General features: G+C 66.1%; 24 protein-coding genes and 1 pseudogene. 12 read left to right on the top strand and 13 right to left on the bottom strand.

What is annotated here, in order from left to right; all coding sequences use genetic code 11:
- Positions 1 to 11 precede the first annotated feature (11 nt).
- Complete coding sequence (locus tag GR328_RS15865; protein ID WP_160885500.1) at positions 12 to 1,238, bottom strand: DUF898 family protein; 1,227 nt, start codon at positions 1,236 to 1,238, stop codon at positions 12 to 14.
- 194 nt (positions 1,239 to 1,432) lie between these two features.
- Between GR328_RS15865 and GR328_RS15870 the strand changes: the two genes are divergently transcribed.
- Positions 1,433 to 1,921 (top strand): MarR family transcriptional regulator, encoded by a 489-nt coding sequence (locus GR328_RS15870; RefSeq protein ID WP_160885501.1) that lies wholly within the window; start codon positions 1,433 to 1,435, stop codon positions 1,919 to 1,921.
- A gap of 223 nt (positions 1,922 to 2,144) precedes the next feature.
- Positions 2,145 to 2,330: pseudogene (locus tag GR328_RS28290) on the top strand (patatin-like phospholipase family protein); the annotation flags it as partial.
- Here GR328_RS28290 and GR328_RS28295 read toward each other — a convergent pair.
- On the bottom strand, positions 2,249 to 2,428 hold the full coding sequence (locus GR328_RS28295) for a hypothetical protein (RefSeq protein ID WP_343039400.1): 180 nt from the start codon (positions 2,426 to 2,428) through the stop codon (positions 2,249 to 2,251). The pseudogene GR328_RS28290 and the gene GR328_RS28295 sit on opposite strands and share 82 nt — an antisense overlap.
- Before the next feature lie 311 nt (positions 2,429 to 2,739).
- Here GR328_RS28295 and GR328_RS15880 point away from each other — a divergent pair, with 311 nt between their 5' ends.
- Positions 2,740 to 2,931, top strand: coding sequence for a hypothetical protein (locus GR328_RS15880; RefSeq protein ID WP_160885502.1), 192 nt, complete (start codon positions 2,740 to 2,742; stop codon positions 2,929 to 2,931).
- A 114-nt stretch (positions 2,932 to 3,045) separates the two neighbouring features.
- On the opposite strand, the gene GR328_RS15885 is transcribed toward GR328_RS15880, so the two are convergent.
- Positions 3,046 to 3,636, bottom strand: coding sequence for a L,D-transpeptidase (locus GR328_RS15885; RefSeq protein WP_160885503.1), 591 nt, complete (start codon positions 3,634 to 3,636; stop codon positions 3,046 to 3,048).
- A gap of 203 nt (positions 3,637 to 3,839) precedes the next feature.
- Between GR328_RS15885 and GR328_RS15890 the strand changes: the two genes are divergently transcribed.
- Positions 3,840 to 4,781: a histone deacetylase family protein gene (locus GR328_RS15890; protein ID WP_160885504.1), complete on the top strand. Its 942-nt coding sequence runs from the start codon at positions 3,840 to 3,842 to the stop codon at positions 4,779 to 4,781.
- 109 nt (positions 4,782 to 4,890) lie between these two features.
- On the opposite strand, the gene ribB is transcribed toward GR328_RS15890, so the two are convergent.
- From ribB to GR328_RS15930, 8 genes are all read right to left on the bottom strand, one after another.
- Positions 4,891 to 6,180: a 3,4-dihydroxy-2-butanone-4-phosphate synthase gene (gene ribB, locus GR328_RS15895; RefSeq protein WP_160885505.1), complete on the bottom strand. Its 1,290-nt coding sequence runs from the start codon at positions 6,178 to 6,180 to the stop codon at positions 4,891 to 4,893.
- A 332-nt stretch (positions 6,181 to 6,512) separates the two neighbouring features.
- On the bottom strand, positions 6,513 to 7,628 hold the full coding sequence (gene aroC / locus GR328_RS15900; protein WP_160885506.1) for a chorismate synthase: 1,116 nt from the start codon (positions 7,626 to 7,628) through the stop codon (positions 6,513 to 6,515).
- Between the two features lie 126 nt (positions 7,629 to 7,754).
- A complete protein-coding gene (locus GR328_RS15905; RefSeq protein ID WP_246215912.1) occupies positions 7,755 to 8,096 on the bottom strand; it encodes a hypothetical protein in 342 nt (113 codons plus the stop codon).
- Positions 8,097 to 8,312: 216 nt separating this feature from the next.
- Positions 8,313 to 8,459 (bottom strand): hypothetical protein, encoded by a 147-nt coding sequence (locus GR328_RS15910; protein ID WP_160885507.1) that lies wholly within the window; start codon positions 8,457 to 8,459, stop codon positions 8,313 to 8,315.
- 23 nt (positions 8,460 to 8,482) lie between these two features.
- Positions 8,483 to 9,076 (bottom strand): histidine phosphatase family protein, encoded by a 594-nt coding sequence (locus tag GR328_RS15915; protein ID WP_160885508.1) that lies wholly within the window; start codon positions 9,074 to 9,076, stop codon positions 8,483 to 8,485.
- Positions 9,077 to 9,087: 11 nt separating this feature from the next.
- Positions 9,088 to 9,912, bottom strand: a complete 825-nt coding sequence (gene fabI, locus GR328_RS15920) for an enoyl-ACP reductase FabI (RefSeq protein ID WP_160885509.1) — start codon at positions 9,910 to 9,912, stop codon at positions 9,088 to 9,090.
- Between the two features lie 122 nt (positions 9,913 to 10,034).
- Entirely contained in the window at positions 10,035 to 10,976 is a 942-nt protein-coding gene (locus tag GR328_RS15925) for a DnaJ C-terminal domain-containing protein (RefSeq protein WP_160885510.1), read from the bottom strand.
- 105 nt (positions 10,977 to 11,081) lie between these two features.
- Entirely contained in the window at positions 11,082 to 11,615 is a 534-nt protein-coding gene (locus GR328_RS15930; RefSeq protein WP_343039401.1) for an RT0821/Lpp0805 family surface protein, read from the bottom strand.
- 44 nt (positions 11,616 to 11,659) lie between these two features.
- Here GR328_RS15930 and pdxH point away from each other — a divergent pair, with 44 nt between their 5' ends.
- Together pdxH and GR328_RS15940 are read left to right on the top strand one after the other, a co-directional pair.
- Positions 11,660 to 12,268 carry a pyridoxamine 5'-phosphate oxidase gene (gene pdxH, locus GR328_RS15935; RefSeq protein WP_160885512.1) on the top strand — a complete coding sequence of 203 codons (609 nt, stop codon included), beginning with the start codon at positions 11,660 to 11,662 and terminating at the stop codon, positions 12,266 to 12,268.
- 102 nt (positions 12,269 to 12,370) lie between these two features.
- Positions 12,371 to 13,093 carry an SDR family NAD(P)-dependent oxidoreductase gene (locus tag GR328_RS15940; RefSeq protein ID WP_160885559.1) on the top strand — a complete coding sequence of 241 codons (723 nt, stop codon included), beginning with the start codon at positions 12,371 to 12,373 and terminating at the stop codon, positions 13,091 to 13,093.
- Positions 13,094 to 13,205: 112 nt separating this feature from the next.
- On the opposite strand, the gene GR328_RS15945 is transcribed toward GR328_RS15940, so the two are convergent.
- Positions 13,206 to 14,276, bottom strand: coding sequence for a citrate synthase/methylcitrate synthase (locus GR328_RS15945; protein WP_160885513.1), 1,071 nt, complete (start codon positions 14,274 to 14,276; stop codon positions 13,206 to 13,208).
- A gap of 74 nt (positions 14,277 to 14,350) precedes the next feature.
- On the opposite strand from GR328_RS15945, the gene GR328_RS15950 reads away from it, so the two are divergent.
- The 4 genes from GR328_RS15950 to GR328_RS15965 all read left to right on the top strand — a co-directional run bounded on the left by GR328_RS15950 (position 14,351) and on the right by GR328_RS15965 (position 16,936).
- Positions 14,351 to 15,460, top strand: coding sequence for a citrate synthase family protein (locus tag GR328_RS15950; RefSeq protein WP_205790052.1), 1,110 nt, complete (start codon positions 14,351 to 14,353; stop codon positions 15,458 to 15,460).
- Positions 15,457 to 15,906: an NUDIX domain-containing protein gene (locus GR328_RS15955; RefSeq protein ID WP_160885514.1), complete on the top strand. Its 450-nt coding sequence runs from the start codon at positions 15,457 to 15,459 to the stop codon at positions 15,904 to 15,906. Before GR328_RS15950 ends, GR328_RS15955 begins: the two co-directional genes overlap by 4 nt.
- Positions 15,903 to 16,463 (top strand): TIGR02301 family protein, encoded by a 561-nt coding sequence (locus GR328_RS15960; protein WP_170304129.1) that lies wholly within the window; start codon positions 15,903 to 15,905, stop codon positions 16,461 to 16,463. Before GR328_RS15955 ends, GR328_RS15960 begins: the two co-directional genes overlap by 4 nt.
- A gap of 209 nt (positions 16,464 to 16,672) precedes the next feature.
- Entirely contained in the window at positions 16,673 to 16,936 is a 264-nt protein-coding gene (locus tag GR328_RS15965; protein WP_160885515.1) for a hypothetical protein, read from the top strand.
- 132 nt (positions 16,937 to 17,068) lie between these two features.
- Here GR328_RS15965 and GR328_RS15970 read toward each other — a convergent pair whose 3' ends face one another.
- On the bottom strand, positions 17,069 to 18,403 hold the full coding sequence (locus tag GR328_RS15970; RefSeq protein ID WP_160885516.1) for a dihydroorotase: 1,335 nt from the start codon (positions 18,401 to 18,403) through the stop codon (positions 17,069 to 17,071).
- A 75-nt stretch (positions 18,404 to 18,478) separates the two neighbouring features.
- Here GR328_RS15970 and ygfZ point away from each other — a divergent pair, with 75 nt between their 5' ends.
- On the top strand, positions 18,479 to 19,372 hold the full coding sequence (ygfZ, locus tag GR328_RS15975; protein WP_160885517.1) for a CAF17-like 4Fe-4S cluster assembly/insertion protein YgfZ: 894 nt from the start codon (positions 18,479 to 18,481) through the stop codon (positions 19,370 to 19,372).
- A 104-nt stretch (positions 19,373 to 19,476) separates the two neighbouring features.
- Positions 19,477 to 21,429 carry a hybrid sensor histidine kinase/response regulator gene (locus tag GR328_RS15980; RefSeq protein WP_160885561.1) on the top strand — a complete coding sequence of 651 codons (1,953 nt, stop codon included), beginning with the start codon at positions 19,477 to 19,479 and terminating at the stop codon, positions 21,427 to 21,429.
- Positions 21,430 to 21,509 lie beyond the last annotated feature (80 nt).

Consider the following 21,509-nt stretch of genomic DNA (forward strand, 5'->3'; position numbering starts at 1 on the left):
CACGCATCCTCTCAGATGCCGATGCCGAATTCGAGCGCATCGGCGAGACCTTCGCCCATGCTGCCCATAGGGCGTCCGACGGCGCCGGCATTGTCCAATGAACGCAGGTTCGAAACCGACGTGGTGTTGGCGACGGCGGCCCACAAGCCACGGCCGAAGAAATAGCGCTGAATGACGCCGAGGCCGAAGAGAATCACGAGATAGGCCAGAGCCCCCAGAATGCCGAGGACCATCGCTCCTCCGGTCCATTCACCAGCCTGCAAGTCGTCCAGCCCCTCCTGGAGGAACCGGCCGGCCAGGAAGGCTCCGATCGCGAAGACGACGCCGAAGGCGATCAAACAGCCGACGGATGAGAAGAGCACCTTGAAGAAAAGGCCGTAGATGGTGCCTGCTTGGAGCCTGCTCGACACCGCCACGTCGCCGAAGCGAAGGCCGTCGATATGCCAGCGGGTGAAGATCGCCATGACGATAGGCCAGATCCCGATGCCGACCAGGATGATCGGCAGAAGCACCATGGCTCCGAACACCTCCTCCTGCTCGGGATAGGTTTCGCTCACGTAGCCGGCGAGCGCGATGGTGCCGGCAAGAGAGGCGAGGCTCAGGGCCCAGAGCCACCAACCGCGCTTGAACAGGGCCCAGCCCGCGCCGGAGAAGTCCCCCTGAATGGTGCCGAAATAGGTGTTGCGCATGCGATAGCGCTCAAGGGACGCCATCGCCCACGGAAGGGCGAGGCCGAGGGTGAGCAGAACGGCGAAATCCCACAGGATGGCCCGAAAGGCATAGGCCCAGCCGGAGCCCCTCATCCAGAAGCGCACGCCGCGAAAGACGGTCCGCGTGGCGCGGTAACGGCGCGCGCGGTAGCTGCCGACATTCGCCAGCACGTAGAGGATCAGGAAGAGAGGGATGCTGGCGAACGCGGCCTGCTCTTCGAGCAGGATCGAGGCCAGGAAGATCCCGATATAGAGCGGTGCCAGAATGGCGATGGCGATCAGGAAGCCAATCAGCAGTTCCTTTCCGGTACCCGTGTACTCAAAGGATTCGCCCTCGATCTGGGTGTTCGCCCACAGATGGCGGCGCAGCTTCGTGATCAGCCAGAAGCGATAGAAGCCGAAGGTGGGAATCTGGAAAAGGCTCCCGGTCACCAGCATCCTGAGAAACTCGCCCCCTCGGCCCGAGAAGGACACGGAAGACGCTTGAGGCGAGGGCAGCGGAACGTTGGAGGAGAGAGTGGCGGTCATGATCTAACCTTCGCGGAAGATAGGCCGCCTTAGCACGGGCCGTCCCACATAACAATATATCATAACCTGAACGTGTCATTCACGGCCGTTTCCATGCGCCGGACTCCTCGTTTGCGTCGGGCACTCTCCGGGCGGGGATGACGACATGGACCGTTTCACCATAAACTATCCGCCCTCAACAGGAGCCTTCCTCTGTGTCTTCCCCTTCCCCCGCCCCTGCGGACCTCGGATCGGATCCGCTTCGCATCTGGTTTCGCGTCATTCGCCTGCATCGCCGCGCGCTCAACACGGTCGCCAGCGAGTTGAAGGCGCTCGGCCTGTCGATTCCCCAATTCGATCTGCTGTCCACACTGACGGAGAGGGAGGGCTTGAGCCAGCAGGAGTTGGCGGAGCGGCTGTATGTCACCAAGGGGAATGTCTCGGGTCTCCTCGACCGGATGGTGGAGGCTGACCTTGTCGAGCGCCGCTCGATTCCGGGCGACAGGCGCTCCAACGCGCTGTACCTCACGAAGAAGGGGCGTGACCTGGCGGAGAAGGGGATCGCGGCGCAGCGCGCCTATGTGCACCGCACGCTGGGCTCTCTCCCCGAGCAGGACCTCGCCGATCTCGAACGCATCGTGCTCGCCTGGCGCGAGCGTGCCCGGGCCGAGGAGGAGGCAGCACTCGCAGCAATGCGGCGATAGGAGCCATGTTCGGCGAGGTGGCGTTCGCCGGCGGTGGCTCCCCTCCCGCGCCTCGCCCCTTCCATGGTGGTCGGTATGAGCGCGGGCGCGTGGTCCGCATGCTACAGCCTCCTGGCCCTGGGCCGGACGGCCAACGCGATGGTGGCGGAGGCCTGTATTCGGGGCACGCCGCAGTTTCGAATGGCGCTCCTGGCGCAACGAGGGCTCGTCCTGGCCCTTTACGATCCAACTCGGGATCGCAACCTATCAGATCGAGCAGAAGCGGCGCTCGCCCGTCCACCCGCGCGGCAGCCGGCGCTGGACTTCGCCCCCTCAAATCGTCCTTGTTCAGGATCTCGCCTCGCCCGCCGAAATCATTGCGGCCCTGACGGCGAGCGCCAGTATGCCGCCCTTCTTGCCGGTCGGCCGCGTCGGAGGCATGGCGGCACTCGACGGCGGGCTCGTGGACAACGTGCCCGCCCAACCGTTGCTTCCGATCGAGGAGCAGGGCGGCAGGGCGCTCGCCATCCTCTCCCGCCTTTACCGCGTCATCCCGCGGATACGGGGACCCATCTCCACCAGCGGTCGGAGCCGGTGCCTATGGCCAATTCGACGTCACCAATCCCGATGGGATCCGCAGGGCCTGAGGGATGGCGAGAGCTTTGCCCGACGCATGATCCGGCAGCCCCTGCGACGCCGCCGGCGTTCATTCTGGATTAAGCCTGTTTCGATTACCCGTTGGACAATAAGCACATGGTCGAGGGTTTGCCTCAAAGAGGTCGCGTCTCTCCCGATCATGACGGCAGGTGCAAGCACCCGCTATGACCAGGAGGAAACCGATGACCTTGCATGCCCCAAATCGAGATCAGCAATCGACCTCGAAAGCAGCCGCTCAGACCATTCCCGCTTTCAAGCCCGTCGCGCTCCCGGCCCTGGCCGCCGCCATGCGTTCGTTGAACACCCGCCCGGCAAAGACCAGGACGTTCGACCCTCCCGCGATCCTCCGCAAGGAGGCGATGCTGGACCGGTAAGCCCGCCCCGCCTGCAATGAAAAAAGCGCCCGAGGTGGCGCTTTTCTCTTGGCCTTCGGATCTCTTGGCCTTCGGACCGGTTCCGAAATGCAGGCCCCTTTTGGGATCGATGATCTAGCGGACGATGACTTTCGTATTCAGCGCCACGCGGTTGTAGAGATCGATCACGTCGATATTACGCATCCGGATGCAGCCGGAGGATACGGCTTGGCCGATCTTCTCCGGCTCGTTGGTGCCATGAATGCGGTAGAGCGTGTCGCGGTTGCCCTCGTAGAGATACAGGGCGCGGGCGCCGAGCGGGTTAGCGGGGCCGCCATTCATGGGACGGACATGCGGCCAGCGCGCCTTCATCTCGGCGGGCGGGTTCCAATTCGGCCATTCCGCCTTGCGGGCGATGCGCGACGTGCCGGCCCAGCCATAGGCCTCGTCACCGACGGCGACGCCGTAACGGATGGCTTTCTTGCCCTCCTGCACGAGATAGAGGAAGCGCTGCTTCGTATCCACCACGATGGTGCCCGGCGCCTCGCCCGTCGGATCGTCGACGATATAACGGCCGTTGCGCGGCTCTTCCTGGGCTGCCGGGATCTGCGCCATCCACTCCGCGTCGCGGGTGGAGACCTGTGGATCTGGAACGCCCTTGTAGGTACACCCGGCCAGCGCGGCCGCCATGGTTGCCATAAGGAAGACGAGGCTCGAGAGGCGCATCGGAACAAAGCTCTACTTGACTGCCGCAGGGGACAGCTTGGGTTGAAGGTACGCTATGACCTTCGAGCGGTTGAAGCCGGGCCATCTAGCGAATCACCGTAACAATGCCACGGTTCCAGCGCGATCACTGTTGCATTGCAACAACATAGACAACCGCTCACGCGGCTGCGACACTGTTTTTCCACCACCGGTCAAGTGCTTGCATGTCCACGCTCTACATCAGCCATCCGTCCAGCCTCGATCACCAGACGCCTCTCGGCCACCCCGAGAGGCCGGACCGCATCCGCGCCATTGAGCGCGCCTTGGAGAAGGAGCGCTTTACATCCCTCGTCCGCGATCAGGCCCCCATGGCGGAGATGGAAAGCCTCACTCTCGCTCATCCTGAGGATTATGTGGTGAGGCTGCGGGACATGGCTCCCCGCGAGGGGCTGGTGAAAATCGACGATGACACGGTGATGTCGCCCGGGACCTACGAGGCAGCTCTCCGCAGCGCCGGCGGCGCGGTGAAAGCCGTCGACGAGGTCGTAGCGGGTCATGTGACGAATGCTTTCGTCGCCATGCGCCCGCCGGGGCACCATGCCGAACGCGCCAGGGCCATGGGATTCTGCTTCTTCAACAATGCGGCCATTGCCGCGCGGCACGCACAGACGAAACACGGCGTGGAACGGGTCGCGATCTTCGATTGGGACGTCCATCACGGCAACGGCACGCAGGACATCTTCTGGAACGACGGCAGCGTGCTCTACTGCTCTACCCACGAGGCCCCGCTTTATCCCGGAACGGGTGCTGTTTCGGAAACCGGCGAGCACGACACCATCGTCAATGCTCCCCTCAATGCGGGCGATGGCTCGGAAGCCTTCCGGGAGGCCGTGGACACGGCGATCGTGCCGCGCATCGACGCCTTTGCGCCGGATCTCATCATCATTTCCGCGGGCTTCGACGCGCATTGGCGCGATCCGCTCGCGGGCCTCAACCTCACCGAGACGGATTTCGCCTGGGCGACGCGGAAGCTGATGGATCTCGCCGACAGACATTGCGGGCGGCGCATCGTGTCGGTTCTGGAAGGCGGCTACGACCTCGAAGGGCTGGCGAAATCGACCGCGTTCCACCTCGACGCCCTGATGGGACGCGAGATGCACGCGTAGTGGCGGTTTCCGTCATGGCCGGACTTGATCCGGCCATCCACGCCTCACGGCAACCGCTCTGCGGAAGGGCGCGGATTTCCGGCACGAGACCGCGGACGACGCCAGCCCCTCAGCCTTCGATCGGCTCCTGGCCGAGCAGGTCGATGCCGAAGCCGGAGAGGCCCACATAGGAGCGGCTCGAGGTAGCGAGATTGCGAATCGAGGCGACTCCGAGATCCTTCAGAATCTGCGCGCCGAGCCCGATCTCCCGCCACTGGCTGGAGCGCGCGGCTTCGGATGTGGTCTCCTCGTGCTCCGAGAAGGATGTGGTCGGTACACCCGCCGTGCCGTCGCGCAGGTAAACGAGGACGCCCCGGCCCTCCTTCACAAAGCGCTGCATGACGGCCGCCACCGTCCTGCCTCCTTCGAACACGTCGGTGAGCGCATTGGCGCGATGCAGGCGAACCGGAACATTGGTGCCGTCGCCGATGCGGCCGTGGACTACCGCGATGTGCTGCACACTGTCGAAGGGCGTCGAGTAGGCATAGCCCGTGAACGAGCCCCAGGGCGTCTCCACCGGGAAGGTAGCGATACGCTCGACGAGTTTCTCGCGAGACTGACGGTAGGCGATGAGATCGGCCACCGAAATACGCTTGAGGCTGTGCTTCTCGGCGAAGGCGTCGATCTGGGCGCCCTTCATCACCGTGCCGTCGTCGTTGGCGAGCTCGCAGATCACGCCCACCAGCGGCAGATTCGCCAGCTTGCAGAGATCGACGGCGGCTTCCGTGTGGCCGGAGCGCATGAGCACGCCGCCATCCTTGGCGATAAGCGGGAACACGTGGCCGGGACGCACGAAATCGGCCGCGCCCATGTTGTTGTTGGCGAGCGCTCGCACCGTGTTGGAACGCTGCTCGGCCGAGATGCCGGTGGTGAGCCCGTGCTTCACGTCAACGGAGACGGTGAACGCCGTGCCGAGCGGCGCATCGTTCGAGGCCACCATGGGGTCGAGCCGCAGGCGGCGCGCCTCCGCGGCGGTGAGCGGCGCGCAGACGATGCCGCAGGTGTTGCGGATGATGAAGGCCATCTTCTCCGGCGTGCAGAGGGAGGCAGCCACGATGAGATCACCCTCATTCTCACGGTCGTCGTCATCCGTGACGATGACGATTTCACCGCGACTAAAAGCCTCGATGGCTTCGGTGACGGAGTTGGACATCAGGGCCTCCTGGGCGGATAGGAGCAGAAAATCGTTGGGGGTGACGGCTCCGCGGGTCTCGCGGGCGATCAGTTGCGCGGTATCTCGCGAAAGCCAAGCATGATCGGAGTTGCACATCTGGGTGATGGCGCCGGGAGTGACGCCGATCCGCCGCGCGAATTCCACGCGCGAGATGCCATTGCGGGACAACCATTCAGCCAGCTTCATGCGGCCGATTTAGCGGATGAGACGATTTTAGTAAAACTAAAAATCGTCGATTAGGGCTGCAGTGCATCCCGCCCTTCATCCCGAGAGACCGACTGGTGGACCGGCGAACCGGACCTCTTCACGCCATCATCGGCCTTGTGCCGGTGATCCCGTTTCGATGGAGCGCCGCGTTTCTCCCTATCGGGGCGGCCGGGCAAGCCTGGCCGTGACGCCCCTATGATCGTTGCAGGCTCGGGATGACAGAGCGTCCTGAATGTCCGCCCTCACCCTCGGCCTCTCCCCGTCGCGCCAATGGCGAGCCGCTCGTTCCGCATGAGGCGGCGCCGAGTTGCTCACCCCTCGAACGGCCAGGACGCCCCCTGACCCACCTGCCCCCGGTGGCGCAGGAGGTGATCGGCGAGCACGCAGGCCATCATGGCCTCGCCCACCGGAACGGCGCGGATGCCGACGCAAGGGTCGTGGCGCCCTTTGGTCATGACGTCGGCCTCGGCGCCGGTGCGGGTCACGCTGGCGCGGGGAGTGAGGATCGACGAGGTGGGCTTCACGGCGAAGCGGCAGACGACAGGCTGGCCGGTGGAGATACCTCCGAGAACGCCGCCAGCGTGGTTCGACAGGAAGGTCGGCGCGCCCTGGTTGCCGGGACGCATCTCGTCCGCGTTCTCCTCGCCGCGCAGCGCGGCGGCGGCGAAGCCCTCGCCGATCTCGACTCCCTTCACGGCATTGATCGACATCATCGCGGCGGCGAGATCGGAATCGAGCTTGCCGTAGAGGGGCGCGCCGAGCCCCGCCGGCACGCCCTCGGCGACGACCTCGATCACCGCACCGATGGAGGAGCCCGCCTTGCGCAGGCCGTCCAGATATTCCGCGAAGAACTCGGCCGCCTTGGCGTCAGGGCAGAAGAAGGGGTTGCGCGAGACTTCGTCCCAGTCCCAGTTGCCGCGATCGATGGCGTGAGGCCCCATCTGCACGAGGGCGCCACGGATGGTGACGCCGGACAGGACCTTGCGTGCCACCGCCCCCGCCGCCACGCGGGCCGCCGTCTCGCGAGCCGAGGAGCGGCCGCCGCCGCGATAGTCACGGATCCCGTATTTCACATCGTAGGTGAAATCCGCGTGTCCCGGGCGATAGGAATTCTTGATCTCCGAGTAATCCTTGGAACGCTGGTCCACGTTCTCGATCATCAGAGCGATAGGCGTGCCGGTGGTGACCTGCTTTCCCGTGCGCTCATCCATGAACACGCCGGAGAGGATCTTCACCTGGTCCGGCTCCTGGCGCTGAGTGGTGAAGCGGGATTGGCCCGGGCGTCGGCGGTCGAGTTCCGCCTGGATCTCGGAGGCCTCCAGCGGGATCATCGGCGGGCAGCCGTCGACGACGCAGCCGAGGGCCGGGCCATGGCTCTCGCCGAAGGTGGTGACACGGAAAAGGTGGCCGAAGGTATTGTGGGACATGGCGCTTCTTCGAAGGTTCAGGGCGTCTTAGAGCCAAAGCGGGCGGGTGTCACCTCCCGCAGCCTCGATGCCTTCCCGAAGGTTCCTCCGGAGCGGCGAACAGAGGACTTGGCGCCGGGACGGGGCTCACTCCTCCGCTCGCCCGAACGGACGCGGCTCGCGCGCGATCAGCTCGGGCGGGGTCTGCCGCTCGATGTCCCGCGTCCGCTCACGCCGGTCGATCAGGATGCGGCCCTGGGCATGCCGGTCAACCCCGCCGATCCGGCGGACCTCGTCTCGTCGAACGGCGTGGAGGATGTCCCGCAGGCCCCGCATCAGAATCCATGTGACGCCGAGCACGGTGGCGGGAACGGCGACGAACCAGAGGGCCTGGATGGTCTCCGGCCAGGTGTGAACCTGGAGAGCCAATCGGCCACGACGCTGTAGGGCTGGTCCATCGCTCGCAACTCCCTCAGATGAAGCGACCACCAGGAGCCCTGGTGGCCGGGGAGTTCAGAAGCCGTCAGGGACGACCGCGCTGACCTTTAGGCCTTCGCCCTGGACATGCGCCATCGCCTCCCTGACCGTAAGGTTGGGAAGGCATCGTTGCGGCGGATGCTTGCGCCGCCCTGACAGGGTTCTGACGCCCCAGAGGCGGGTGCGCCCGGCTCCGGTGACGGGATAACACGGTTGCAGGGTGACGGGTCAATGGGCGGGCCGCACCCGCGCCGCGCCCTCCCGCACGTCGTCACCGGCCCCGCGCCGGTGATCCCGGCCCTCGGAGCGCCGCGCCTTTCCTCGCCGGAATGGCCGGGACGAGCCGACCGTGACGAGAGAGGAAGGGACGGCCATGGCAGGGGGCGAGCCTAGGCTCCTCATACCCACCGGTGCTTGCGGTCCTGGAGCACGAGCACCCGGCCCTGCCAGATATCCATGCTCGCGGCCTGGCGCGAGGAGATGCCGCAGCACAGGGAAAGAAAGGCACGGGCCACGCCGCCATGGGCGACGATCACCGTGTCGCGGGTCAGATCGTCGAGGACGGGACGGATGCGGTCCACGAGCATGGCGTAGCTCTCGCCTCCGCCCGGGGGAACGTAATTCCACTTGTCCCGCTCGCGCAGGGCCGCCAGCTGCGGCTCCGCCCTGCGGACCTCCTTCCAGGTCATCCCTTCCCATGCGCCGAAGGTGATCTCGATCAGGCGCTCGTCCACCCCATAGCCCTGGGGCGGGAGGCCGATGGTTCCCCGCAGGATCTCCATGGTGTCACGGGTACGCCGCATCGGACTCGCCACATAGGCGAGATCCTCATAATGCGGGCAAACGGAACGGAGGCGGCGACCCGCCTCCTCGGCCTGGACGCGCCCGAGCTTGTTGAGCGGAATGTCCTTCTGGCCCTGGAGGCGGCCCTCGAGGTTCCAATCCGTCTCGCCATGGCGAATGAAATAGATCGTCGGGCGAGGCGAATGCATGATTGGTCAGATCACTCCTTGTCGAGGGACAGGTCGGGCGCTTCCGGATTCTTCATGCCCACCACATGATAGCCGGCATCCACGTGCAGGATCTCGCCGGTCATGCCGCGCGCCATGTCGGACACGAGATAGGCGGCCGTCTCGCCGACCTCCTCGGTGGTGACCGTGCGACGGAGCGGCGAATTGTACTCGTTCCACTTCAGGATGTAGCGGAAATCGCCGATGCCGGAGGCGGCGAGCGTCTTGATCGGGCCGGCCGAGATCGCGTTGACGCGGATGTTCTTGGGGCCGAGATCGGCCGCGAGATAGCGCACGGACGCTTCGAGAGCGGCCTTGGCCACGCCCATGACGTTGTAGTGGGGCATCCACTTCTCGGCGCCGTAATAGGTGAGCGTCACGAGCGAGCCGCCGTCGGGCATCAGCTTCTCGGCCCGCTGGGCGATGGCCGTGAAGGAATAGCAGGAGATGAGGAGCGACTTGGAGAAGTTGCCCTCGCTGGTGTCAACGTAGCGGCCGGTGAGTTCGTCCTTGTCGGAGAAGGCGATGCAGTGGACGACGAAGTCGATGGAGCCCCAGAGGCCCTTCACTTCTTCGAACACGGCATCGATCGTGTCGCCCTCGGTCACGTCGCAATGGCCCACGACATGGGCATCGAGCTCCCTCGCCAGGGGTTCCACGCGCTTCTTCAGGGCCTCGCCCTGATAGGTGAAGGCAAGCTCCGCACCCTGCTGACGGGCAGCCTGCGCAATGCCCCAGGCGATCGAACGGTTGTTCGCCACCCCCATCACCAAGCCACGCTTACCGGCCAGGATGCCGGTGGCCTTTGTCTCCGCCATGAGTTCACCTAGATCGTCGCTGGACACGTGAAAAGAGCGGCTTCTTTAGCCGACCCGGCAGGCATGGGGAAGCCCTCTTGGCCGCCAGAAGGCCAATCCAGGCGTTATATCGTGGTTTTCGGTTACTGAGCCTTGGCGGAACGGCGTTTGCGGGCGTAGTCCATCAGTTCCTCGTCCACGACCTGCGGCAGCCTGATCTCCACGGTGACGAGGAGATCCCCATGCCCTCCGCCCTTCATGGGCAGGCCCTTGCCGCGCAGGCGGAAGGTGCGGCCGGAATCGGTCATGGGCGGGATGTTCATGCTCACCGCGCCGGTCAGAGTCGGAATGCGCACGGGGCCGCCGAGGATGGCCTCCTCAAGCTGGATCGGCAGGCGATGGCGGAGATTCGCACCCTCCATGGTGAAACGCTCATGCGGCGCGATCTGGATCGTGAGCAGCGCGTCGCCCGGGTTCACACCCGGCGCCCCCTGCCCCAGCCCGCGCAGGCGGATCACCTGCCCGTCGGTGACGCCCTTGGGGATGACGACATCCACGTCGCGGCCCGTGGGCAGCCGGATGCGTTTCTTCGCCTCTGCGGCCACCTCCTCGAGGGTCACCGTCAGGGTGGCGGACACGTCCGCGCCCTTCTGAGAGTTTGCGCGGCTCTGCTGACGCATGCCATCGGCTCCGGCCGAGCGGAACGCCTCGCCGAAGAGCTCGGAAAAGAAGTCGCTGGTCTCCCCGCCCGTGAAGCCTCGCGCGCCGCGCCGGCCGAACGGGCCGCCGCCGAAGCCGAAGCCTTCGAAGCCCTGGGCTCCCGTACCCCGGCCGCCGAAACCCTCGAAGCCCTGGAAACGCGGCTTGCCCTCCGCGTCGATCTCGCCCCGGTCGAACTGGGCGCGCTTCTCCGCGTCGCCCAGGATCTCGTAGGCGGCATTGGCCTCGGCGAACTTGTCCTTGGCCTTGGGGTCGTTCTTGTTGCTGTCCGGATGGTAGGACTTGGCGAGCTTGCGGAACGCCTTCTTGATCTCCGCTTCGCTTGCGGAGCGGGACACGCCTAGAACGTCGTAAGGGTTTCGCATCTTGGACAATCCATGAACCGTTGGATCGGGGCAGAACCGCCCCACGGAACTCCCGGTTCATATGGGAAAAGTGTTGCTGCTTTGCAACGAGCAGTTCGGCCGAGCTTAAGCCTTCACGATCTTTTTCCCCGGCCTGACGGGTGCCATGGCGGGCTTCGTTTCGTCTCCGGCCGGCCTGATCTCCTTGATCGTCCATTCCTCGCCCGAGAGGCGGCAGGCCGTGCCGCGCAGGACGGCCTGGGTCGGGCCGCTCAGCCGGGCGTCGAAGGCGCGGCAGATTTCGTCGTTCCTCACGAAGGGCGAGCCCGTGGGCGTGAAGCTGCCCTTCACGGCGGTGTCGGGATTGTCCCATGAAACCTGGGTACCGGGGCCCTGGGGGTCGAGGGCAACGCCGAGCGCCGCCTTGGCCCGGCGCCAGTCCTCCTCGTTCAGATCGGGCGAGAGCGGGGACGGCTCGGCGCGAGCGCTCGCAGGCGCGATGGAGCCGGTGGTCTCAGGCTCCCCCACGTCCATGCCCGCCATGCCGAGAGAGAAGCTGCAGGCGGAGGCGGACAGGGCAATCAGGCCAGCCGTCAGAATTTTCCCGGCTTCGCGCAGGAAATCATCTGATCTATAACGGCGCGTATTGGTCCACGGCACGCGTCGGGCCCCCATATCGAAAAGTCACACCCCGAGATAAACCATTGAACCAGTTAATAACCGGTGACTTCACCGAATCGGAAGAGCCCTTCGCCCTGTTCCAGTCCTGGCTGAAGGAGGCGGAGGCATCGGAGCCGAACGACCCCAACGCCATGGCGCTCGCCACCGTGGACGAGACGGGGCTTCCCAATGTGCGCATGGTGCTGCTCAAGGGCTTCGACGAGAATGGCTTTGTGTTCTATACCAACACGGAATCCAACAAGGGCCGCGAGCTTCTGGGTCAGAAGAAGGCGGCGCTCGTGCTGCACTGGAAGAGCCTGCGCCGCCAGGTCCGCGCGCGCGGACCGGTGACCCTGGTGAGCGACGAGGAGGCCGACGCCTATTTCCAGAGCCGCCCCCGCGACAGCCGGATCGGCGCCTGGGCTAGCCAGCAGTCGCGCCCCCTCGAGAGTCGCTTCGCCCTGGAGAAGGCCGTAGCGGTGAACGCGGCGAAATACGCCATCGGCGAGGTGCCGCGCCCGCCCTACTGGACCGGTTTCCGGATCGCGCCCGTCTCCATCGAGTTCTGGCAGGACAAGCCCTTCCGCCTCCACGACCGGGTGGTTTTCACCCGCGAGGGAGACGGATGGCGAAAGGTCCGGCTCTATCCGTGAGAGCTTTATCCATGAGACTTGCGCCTGCGGATCGGTTAAGGATGCGCCCCCGCTCATAGAGATGTCACCATGTCCTCTTCGTCCAACACCTCCCGCCGCATCATGCTGCTCACCGGCGCCAGCCGCGGGATCGGGCATGCCACGGTCAAGCGCTTCTCCGCCGCCGGCTGGAGGGTGATCACCTGTTCGCGCCACGGCTTCCCGGAAAACTGTCCCTGGGAGATGGGGCCGGAGGATCACCTGCAGGTGGATCTCGCAAATGCGGAGGACACCCTGCGTGCCATCGCCGAGGTGAAGGAGCGGCTCGCGACCGAGGGCGGTTGCCTGCACGCGCTCGTCAACAATGCGGGCATCTCGCCGAAGGGCCCCGGCGGCGCACGCATGAACGCCATCAACACGGCCTATGAGGACTGGACGCGGGTGTTCCAGGTGAACTTCTTCGCCTCGATCATGCTCGCCCGCGGCCTGCAGGACGAACTGACCCGCGCCAAGGGATCGGTGGTGAACGTCACCTCCATCGCGGGCTCGCGCGTCCATCCCTTCGCGGGCGCGGCCTATTCCACCTCGAAGGCGGCCCTCGCCGCCCTCACCCGCGAGATGGCCGCCGATTTCGGTCCTCTGGGCGTACGCGTGAACGCCATCTCCCCCGGCGAGATCGATACCTCGATCCTCTCGCCCGGCACGGAGAAGATCGTCGAGCAGATCCCCATGCGGCGGCTGGGCACCCCCGACGAAGTGGCCAAGGCCATCTATTTCCTCTGCACCGAGGCGAGCTCCTACGTGAACGGCGCGGAGCTGCACATCAACGGCGGCCAGCACGTCTGAGTGCTCACCTCGTCATGCTCGGCCTTGGGCCGGGCATCCACGTCTCAGGAAAGGCTGCTGGTCAGGACGTGGGGATGGCCGCGACAAGTGCGGCCATGGCGGGGTGTGTTTCTCAAGCCGCCTGCGCCGGCCACGGCCCCACATAGCGCGATTGCGGGCGGATGATGCGGCCCGCCTTCTCCTGCTCGAGGGCATGCGCCACCCAGCCCGCCGTGCGGCCCGCCCCGAAGAGCGGCGTAAATCCCTCGCGCGGCACGCCGAGGGAATCGAGCAGGATCGCCGTGTAGAACTCCACGTTGGTGTCCAGCCGGCGGCCCGGCTTGCGGCGCTGGAGCACCCTGAGAGCCGCATGCTCGACGGCCTCGGCGAAGGCGATGCGATTGCTCTCGTTCTTGAGCTTCGCGGCGGCCACCTTGAGCACATCCGCACGGGGGTCGCGCACGCGATAGATGCGATGGCCGAAGCCCATGAGGCGCTCGCCGCGAGCCATGGCGCCGTCGAGCCAGCTCTCCGCGTTGTCTGCCGCGCCGATGGCGTCGAGCATGTCGAGGACCGGGCCGGGAGCGCCGCCGTGGAGCGGCCCTTTCAGGGCGCAGAGCCCTGCGACCACCGACGAGAGCAGCCCCGCATCGGTGGAGGCCACCACCCGAGCCGTGAAGGTGGAAGCGTTGAGGCCGTGGTCGATCACCGTCACCAGGTAGGTGTCGAGCCCCTTCGCCCCGCCCTCGTCGGCGGGCGCCCCCTTGATCATTCGCAGAAGATCGGCCGCATGACCCGCCGAAGGATCGGGCGCCACCGGGGGGAGGCCCTTCGCGCCCCTGATCGCCATGGCGGCGGCGACCGCCGATGCGCCGACCGCCAGGAAGGCCGGATCCTCGTCGGCATCCGGCAGGGCCGCGAGCAGAAGGCGCATACCCTCGACCGGCGTGAGGACAGACAGGTTCCTGGCGAGGGGCGAGAGGGTGCGGAAGGCCCTTTCCCGCGCCTCGCCGAAGCGTACGCGCGGATCAGCGGATACGCCGGGCACCAGCCCGTCCCACAGCATCGCCGTGACTTCCTCGAAGGGCACGCGGCCCGCCAGCTCCTCCAGGTCGTGGCCGCGGACGATCAAGCGACCGGCCTCGCCATCCACGTGGCTCAGGACGGTTTCGGCGGCGACGACGTCATCAAGTCCATTGCTCATGAGACCTCTCCTTTTCGAGAGGAGCTTCGCGCCGGACTTGCGAAACCGTCAATCTTGAATCAACATATCAACATATGAGCATCGAGTTGACCTCGGCCGAAGAGGCCTCCGCCCGTCTCGGCATCAGCCGGGCGAGCCTCTATGCCTATGTGAGCCGGGGGCTGATCCGCTCCTTTTCCTCTCCGCACGACCCCCGCCAGCGGCTCTACGCGCTCGACGACGTGGAGGCGCTGGTCTCGCGCAAGACCCGGTTCCGCCGCCCGGCCGCCGCGGCCGCGACGGCCCTCGACTGGGGCCTGCCAGTGCTGGAGACCAGCATCACCCAGATCAAAGACGGGCGGCTGTTCTACCGGAGGCATGACGCCCTTGCCTGGGCCGCGACAGCGCCCCTTGAGGACACGGCCCTCCTTCTGATCGGCGGCCTCGACGGTGAAGCCTTCCGCCTGCCCTCCCGGTTGCCGCGGAACCTTCCGCCCCCCGCAACCGGCATGCACGCTTTCGTCGCGAACGCCGTGCGCCTCCTCTCCGAGCCCGCCCCCAAGGAGATGCGCGCCGCGGAGGTGGCGGCAATCCTGCGGCTCCTGGCTGCCGCGGGCAGCGGCGAGGACCCACGGACGGAGCCCCTCCACCGCCACCTGGCCCAAGCCTGGAAGACGCCCCAGGCTTCCGAAGCGATCCGCCGGGCACTCGTGCTCTGCGCCGATCACGAGCTCAGCTCCTCCGCCTTCGCGGTCCGGGTCACGGCCTCGACAGGCGCTTCGCTGCGCCACGCGATGATCTCGGGGCTGGCGGCCCTGAGCGGGCCCTATCACGGCGGCATGACCGAGCGGGTGAGAGCCTTCCTGGAGGCCCCGGACCGGATCCCCGCCCCGAACTTCCGGCACCGGCTCTATCCCGAGGGCGATCCCCGCACGCCCGCGATCCTCGATCACGTGCCTCTGCTGGCCTCCGACGCGACGATGCTCCAGGCCATCGAGAGCGCAACGGGCGGAACGCCCAGCATCGACACGGCGCTGGTGATGCTGGAGCGCGCCTATGGACTCCCGCGCGGAGCGGCCTTCACGCTGTTTGCAGTCGGGCGCACCGCCGGCTGGCTCGCCCACGCCATCGAGCAGCGCAGCCAGGCCCAGCTCATCCGGCCGCGCGCCCGCTATCGCGTGGGCGAGGAGCGACCCTCGCCGTGACAAGCGACCGCCTCTATCCTTCCCGCCCCCTCCTCGCCGCCTCGGTCGCGGTGATCCGCGACGGGCGGATTCTGCTCGCAGCCCGCGGCAAGCCGCCGTGCGAGGGGCTCTATTCGCTCCCCGGCGGCATGGTGGAAACCGGGGAGAGCCTCGGCGAGGCGGCTTTGAGGGAGCTGCGGGAAGAGGTCGGCGTGGAGGCGGAGCTCATCGGCATGATCGCCCCCGTGGAATTCATTGAAAGGGACGCGCAAGGCCATATAAAGCATCATGTCGTCATCGCCGCCCACGCAGCCCGCTGGGTTTCCGGCGAACCCCAGACAGGACCGGAAGCAAAGGACATCCGTTGGGTTACGGAACGGGACATCGTGGATCTGCCCATGACGGCGGGGCTCAGCAGCATTCTGGAACAGGCCTTCAGGATCGCGCGGGAGCGCGCGCGCCCATGAGGAGGACCATCCTGCTGCTCACCGCCCTGGCGCTTCTGCCCGTCCCGCTGCAGCCTGCGGCGGCGCAGAGCTTTTTCGAGCGCCTGTTCGGTCCCCCGCGGGATCCGAACGCACCACGGCAGGGCTATCAGCCGCAGCCTCAATATCGCCCGCGTCCGCAGCCGCGGCCGCAGCAACGGCGGCCTCAGCAGCCGCCCCCCCAGCCGCAGCCGGACCAGCAGCAGGCCGAGCCCGCTCCACCGGTGGAGCCGCCGCCCGCGCCCTACGAAAAGGAACTCCTGCGGCTCGCCGAAATCATGGGCGCCCTCGCCATGCTACGCCCCCTCTGCACCGCGCCCGATGCGCATGAATGGAGCCGGCGCATGCAGATCCTGCTCGAGACGGAAGGCACGACCCCGGGCCGACGCGAGCGTCTGGCGGGGGCCTACAACAAGGGCTATCAGGCCTATGCCCTCACGTACCGCATCTGCACCCCATCCGCCCAGGAGGCCTCGGCGCGATTCATCCATGAGGGCGAGGAGCTCGCCCGCAACATCACCAGCCGCTACGGTGGCTGACGAAACACCGGCCGAGTGCCCCTCCGTTCAAGGAGAGTGACGATTTAGCACAGCCAAATTCGCAATAAATCAAGGGTTTTATCCACATTTTTCGGCAATAACCCTCTCGCATTAACCTCCTTGCAAGGTGATGCTGGCGGTGGGACGGCGCTATATCTAAGGTCGATTCAACCGACCCGCGCGCCGCCCCCATAAAGGGGCATGGATCCATGAACGATAACGACGTCCCTCTCAGTGAGCTGCCCGAACTCAGCTCCATCAAGCAGGCTGCCCTGAGCTATGTGAACGAGGCTTTCGCCGAGGCCGAGCTCGACGGGCTCGACGCCGATTGCATGGCGCAGGCCGCGCTCTTTGCAGCTTTCACGGAACTCGTCGCGACTTACGGCGAGGACGCGGTGGCGCAGTACGCCTCGTCGCTCGCGGACAAGATCCGCAGCGGGGCGTTCTCCATGGCGGGCGCGCTGAAGCATTGAGCGGTATGGCACCGGGGTAGCGTCATCCCGAGGAGCGAGCCTGCTCGCGTCGCGAAGGACGAGACTCTCCGGAGAGCAGCCCCCTTCAGGACGAGCCTGTGCGGCGCCGGCCTTCACGAGGCCGCCGCACCCTCAAGGGCGCAGCGTCTCCTCGAACCGCACCACCTCGCCCTGCGACGGCGTCTCGAGTCCGCCGTCCCACATCACCACATGCCCACGCACGACGGTGCCGACGGGCCAGCCGGTAACCTTCCTGCCGTCATAGGGAGTCCACTGGGATTTCGAGGCGATCCAGCCGTTGGTGATGGTCTCGGTGCGCTTGAGATCCACCACGGTGAAATCCGCATCGTAGCCAACCGCGATCCGGCCTTTTCGGGCGATGCCGAACAGGCGCTTGGGGCCTGCGCTGGACATGTCGACGAAGCGTTCCAGCGTGAGCCTGCTCGCGTTCACGTGGTCGAGCATGATCGGCACGAGCGTCTGCACGCCAGTCATGCCGGAGGGCGTGTTCGGATAGGCCTTGTCCTTCTCCTCGCGGGTATGCGGCGCATGGTCGGAACCGAGGATATCCGCGATGCCTTCGTCGAGCCCATGCCAGATCGCGGCGCGATGATATTCGTCCCGCACGGGCGGGTTCATCTGCACATAGGTGCCGAGGCGTTCGTAGTCGTCGGGCGCGACCAGCGTCAGGTGATGCGGCGTGACCTCGACGGAGACGAGATCCTTGTGGTCCTTCAGGAGCGCGATCTCCTCCGCCGTGGTGACGTGGAGCACGTGAATGCGCGCGCCGGTCTCACGGGAGATGCGAACGAGACGCTGCGTGCAGGCGAGCGCCACTTCCGCCGAGCGCCAGACGGGATGTGAGCGCGGGTCGTTCTCGACGCGAAGTTCCTTCCGAGCCCGCAGCATCGCTTCGTCTTCCGAGTGGAAGGCGGCGCGGCGGCGGGTGCGGCGCAGGATGTCGGCGATGCCCTCGTCGTCCTCGACGAGCAGCGAGCCGGTGGACGAGCCCATGAACACCTTGATGCCCGCGGCACCCGGCAGGCGCTCCAGCTCCGCCACGTCCTTCGCGTTCTCGTGCGTGCCACCGACCCAAAAGGCGAAGTCGCAATGCATGCGGTGATGGCCGCGCCTCACCTTGTCGGCGAGCGTTTCGGGGCTCGTGGTCTGCGGGTCGGTGTTGGGCATCTCGAATACGGCCGTGACGCCGCCCATGACCGCCGCGCGGGAGCCCGTTTCCAGGTCCTCCTTGTGATCGAGGCCGGGCTCCCGGAAATGCACCTGCGTGTCGATGACGCCAGGAAGGATGTGCAGACCACGGCAATCGATCTCCCGGTCCGCCGAGGCCCGCGAGAGATCGCCGATGGCGGCGATGGTGCCGGCTCGCACGCCGATATCGCGCTCGACGCGTCCGTCGTGATTCACCACGATGCCGCCCTTGAGAATCAGGTCGAAGGTTTGGGGCATGGCGATCTCATCCCTTGAGGCTCGTGCGAAGGGGGCATATGTCACGCTCATCGCGAATAGCAACTGGAGCGGGACATGCCGTCAGTCCATTTAGCCGACCGGGGCGTGGTAAGGGTTTCGGGCGAAGACGCCAAGAGTTTTCTCGACGGTCTCGTCACCTGCGACCTGGACCGGGTCTCGCCGCAGGCCGCGCGACTCGGCGCGCTGCTGACGCCCCAGGGCAAGATCCTGTTCGATTTCATCGTGTTCCAGGCGCCCCAGGAGATCGGCGGCGGCTATTATCTCGATACATTCAAGGTCTTCGCCCCCGATCTCGCCAAGCGCCTCGGCTTCTACAAACTGCGCGCGAAGGTGGCGATCGAGGACTTGTCGGAGGCCATGGCCATCGTGGCGGGCTGGGACGAGCCGAGACCTGACGACGAGGTCGGCCTCGTCGCGGAGGACCCCCGCCTGCCCGAACTCGGCTGGCGCGCGATTGTGGCGGCACAGGATGCGGCGGAGTTCGAGAAGGTCCCGGCCGCGGCCTATCACGCCCACCGCATCGGACTCGGCGTGCCCGAGGGCGGTCGTGACTTCCTGTTCGGCGACGCCTTCCCCCACGAGGCCCTGATGGATCAGCTGCACGGAGTCGATTTCGACAAGGGCTGCTATGTGGGTCAGGAGGTCGTCTCCCGCATGCAGCACCGGGGGACGGCGCGCACACGCATCGTGCCCGCCATCTACGAGGGGGGCTTCGCCGCCGATGTCGGCGTGGAGGTGACGGCCGGCGACAAGGCACTCGGCAGGACCGGAACCGCGATGGAAGGGCGGGGCCTCCTGATGATCCGCCTCGACCGCGCCGCCGATGCGCTGGCGGCCGGACACCCCATCCTCGCCGGCGGAATCCCCGTCCGCCTGGAAAAACCGCGCTGGGTGAACTTTCCCTACCCTGGGGACGGTGCTACTCAATCGGGAGCAGGACCGGCCTAGGAGCCGATTCCGGGAACCGGACCGAGCGAAACTGCGTTAGCCGCAAACGGACCTCTGACGTGCCGGAAGTCATGCGCGAAGAGTTCCATTCCAAGGGTTTCTCGATGATTGCTGTACAAGCGCGACCGACGGCGCAAGACAAGGAACGTTTCCAGCTTCTTGTCGATGCCGTCACGGATTACGCCATCTATATGCTCGATCCCAACGGCATCATCGCAAGCTGGAACTCCGGAGCGCAGCGCTTCAAGGGTTACGTCGAAAGCGAAATTCTCGGAGAGCATTTCTCCCGGTTCTACACCGACGAGGACCGCGCCGCGGGGCTGCCCCAGCGCGTGCTGGAGACCGCGGCCAGGGAAGGCAAGTTCGAGGCCGAGGGTTGGCGCGTGCGCAAGGACGGCACGCGCTTCTGGGCCCATGTGGTGGTCGACCCGATCCGGGACGCCCATGGCAATCTTCTCGGCTATGCCAAGATCACCCGAGACCTCACCGAACGCCGTAAGGCCGAGGACGCTTTACGGGAGAGCGAGGAGCGCTTCCGCCTGCTCGTGCAGGGCGTCACCGATTACGCCATCTACATGCTCGATCCCGAAGGTCACGTGTCGAACTGGAACCCGGGGGCGCAGCGCATCAAGGGCTATACCGAGGACGAGATCCGGGGCCAGCACTTCTCCCGCTTCTACACGGAAGAGGACCGCGCCACGAACTTGCCGTACCGCGCTCTCGAGACCGCCAAGCGCGAAGGCAAGTTCGAGGCCGAGGGTTGGCGCGTGCGCAAGGACGGCACGCGCTTCTGGGCCAGCGTCGTCATCGACCCGATCTACGATGAGCGCAAGGAACTGATCGGCTTCGCCAAGATCACGCGCGATATCACCGAACGCCGCAAAGCGCAGGAGGCGCTGGCAGAGGCTCAGGCCGCCTTGTTCCAGTCGCAGAAGATGGAGACCATCGGGCAATTGACCGGCGGCATCGCGCACGATTTCAACAATCTGCTGACCATCATCGTCAACAACCTGGACCTCCTGACCCGCCACGTGAACGGCGCCCGCGAGACCCGCCTCATCGAGAGCGCGCAGCGCGCCGCCGAACGCGGGGCGAGGCTGACCCAGCAGCTTCTGGCCTTCTCGCGCCGCCAGCCTCTCCAGCCGACGCTGCAAGATCCGAGCACACTCATCGAAGGCTTCGAAAACGTCCTGCGCCGCGCCTGCGGCGAGACGGTGAGGCTCACATTGTCCCTTCCCGCCCGCATCAGCACGATCAACGTGGACGGCGCGCAGTTCGAGGCCGCCCTCCTCAACCTCGTCGTCAATGCCCGCGACGCCATGCCGGAGGGAGGCGAGCTGACGATCGCCCTCGGCGAGACCTCCGTGGATGACCAGCACGCGGCAGCCTGGAGCATTCCCGCGGGTCCTTATGTGTCCCTGACGGTCCGGGATACAGGCCTCGGCATGAGCAAGGAGGTCGCGGCGAGGGCCTTCGAGCCCTTCTTCACCACGAAGGAGGTCGGCAAGGGCACGGGCCTCGGCCTGAGCCAGGTCTACGGCTTCATCACGCAATCGGGCGGGCATATCGAGGTGAACAGCGAGCCGGGCCAGGGCACGACGATCTCCATGCTGCTCCCGGCCCATGGAGACGAGCGGGGCGCGTCCGACGAGGAGGCATCCCCCGATACGGTCAGGCCCGCTCGCGACACCGCCGGAACCGTGCTGATCGTCGAGGACGAGCCGGCCGTTCTGGACGTGGCGACGGAAATCTTCGACAGCCTGGGCTACGACGTGCTGACGGCGTGCGACGCCAAGCAGGCGCTCGAGGTGCTGGAACAGGACGTGCCCATCCATGTGCTGTTCAGCGATGTGGTCATGCCCAACGGCATGAACGGCGTCGAGCTTTCCCGCAAGGCGCGCGAACTGCGGCCGGGCATCAAGGTTCTGCTCGCCTCCGGCTACCCCATGTCGGCCCTGCCGTCCGAGGGATTCGAGGCGGGGATATCCTTCATCAGCAAGCCCTATCGCTGGACGGAACTGGCCGACAAGCTGCGCGCGCTGCGGGTCGGCTCCTGATCACTCATCCATTACGTTGATGGCCGGAATCGCGATTTTTCATTGGTCCGCCCCGAGGACTTGCGATTAGCATTCCCGCT

The sequence above is a fragment of the Microvirga makkahensis genome, from assembly GCF_009830105.1.
Classification (GTDB): domain Bacteria; phylum Pseudomonadota; class Alphaproteobacteria; order Rhizobiales; family Beijerinckiaceae; genus Microvirga; species Microvirga makkahensis.

Bases quoted from the DNA above. Each gene is read 5' to 3' on its own strand.
- GR328_RS15970 (WP_160885516.1), bottom strand. From the start codon at position 18,403: ATGCCCCAAACCTTCGACCTGATTCTCAAGGGCGGCATCGTGGTGAAT.
- GR328_RS15885 (WP_160885503.1), bottom strand. From the start codon at position 3,636: ATGCGCCTCTCGAGCCTCGTCTTCCTTATGGCAACCATGGCGGCCGCG.
- GR328_RS15880 (WP_160885502.1), top strand. From the start codon at position 2,740: ATGACCTTGCATGCCCCAAATCGAGATCAGCAATCGACCTCGAAAGCA.
- ribB (WP_160885505.1), bottom strand. From the start codon at position 6,180: ATGAAGCTGGCTGAATGGTTGTCCCGCAATGGCATCTCGCGCGTGGAA.
- GR328_RS15865 (WP_160885500.1), bottom strand. From the start codon at position 1,238: ATGACCGCCACTCTCTCCTCCAACGTTCCGCTGCCCTCGCCTCAAGCG.
- fabI (WP_160885509.1), bottom strand. From the start codon at position 9,912: ATGGCGGAGACAAAGGCCACCGGCATCCTGGCCGGTAAGCGTGGCTTG.
- GR328_RS15925 (WP_160885510.1), bottom strand. From the start codon at position 10,976: ATGCGAAACCCTTACGACGTTCTAGGCGTGTCCCGCTCCGCAAGCGAA.
- GR328_RS28295 (WP_343039400.1), bottom strand. From the start codon at position 2,428: ATGGCGAGCGCCCTGCCGCCCTGCTCCTCGATCGGAAGCAACGGTTGG.
- GR328_RS15915 (WP_160885508.1), bottom strand. From the start codon at position 9,076: ATGCATTCGCCTCGCCCGACGATCTATTTCATTCGCCATGGCGAGACG.
- aroC (WP_160885506.1), bottom strand. From the start codon at position 7,628: ATGTCCCACAATACCTTCGGCCACCTTTTCCGTGTCACCACCTTCGGC.
- GR328_RS15980 (WP_160885561.1), top strand. From the start codon at position 19,477: ATGATTGCTGTACAAGCGCGACCGACGGCGCAAGACAAGGAACGTTTC.
- GR328_RS15940 (WP_160885559.1), top strand. From the start codon at position 12,371: ATGCTGCTCACCGGCGCCAGCCGCGGGATCGGGCATGCCACGGTCAAG.
- GR328_RS15960 (WP_170304129.1), top strand. From the start codon at position 15,903: ATGAGGAGGACCATCCTGCTGCTCACCGCCCTGGCGCTTCTGCCCGTC.
- ygfZ (WP_160885517.1), top strand. From the start codon at position 18,479: ATGCCGTCAGTCCATTTAGCCGACCGGGGCGTGGTAAGGGTTTCGGGC.
- GR328_RS15965 (WP_160885515.1), top strand. From the start codon at position 16,673: ATGAACGATAACGACGTCCCTCTCAGTGAGCTGCCCGAACTCAGCTCC.
- GR328_RS15910 (WP_160885507.1), bottom strand. From the start codon at position 8,459: ATGGCCGTCCCTTCCTCTCTCGTCACGGTCGGCTCGTCCCGGCCATTC.
- GR328_RS15950 (WP_205790052.1), top strand. From the start codon at position 14,351: ATGAGCATCGAGTTGACCTCGGCCGAAGAGGCCTCCGCCCGTCTCGGC.
- GR328_RS15945 (WP_160885513.1), bottom strand. From the start codon at position 14,276: ATGAGCAATGGACTTGATGACGTCGTCGCCGCCGAAACCGTCCTGAGC.
- GR328_RS15890 (WP_160885504.1), top strand. From the start codon at position 3,840: ATGTCCACGCTCTACATCAGCCATCCGTCCAGCCTCGATCACCAGACG.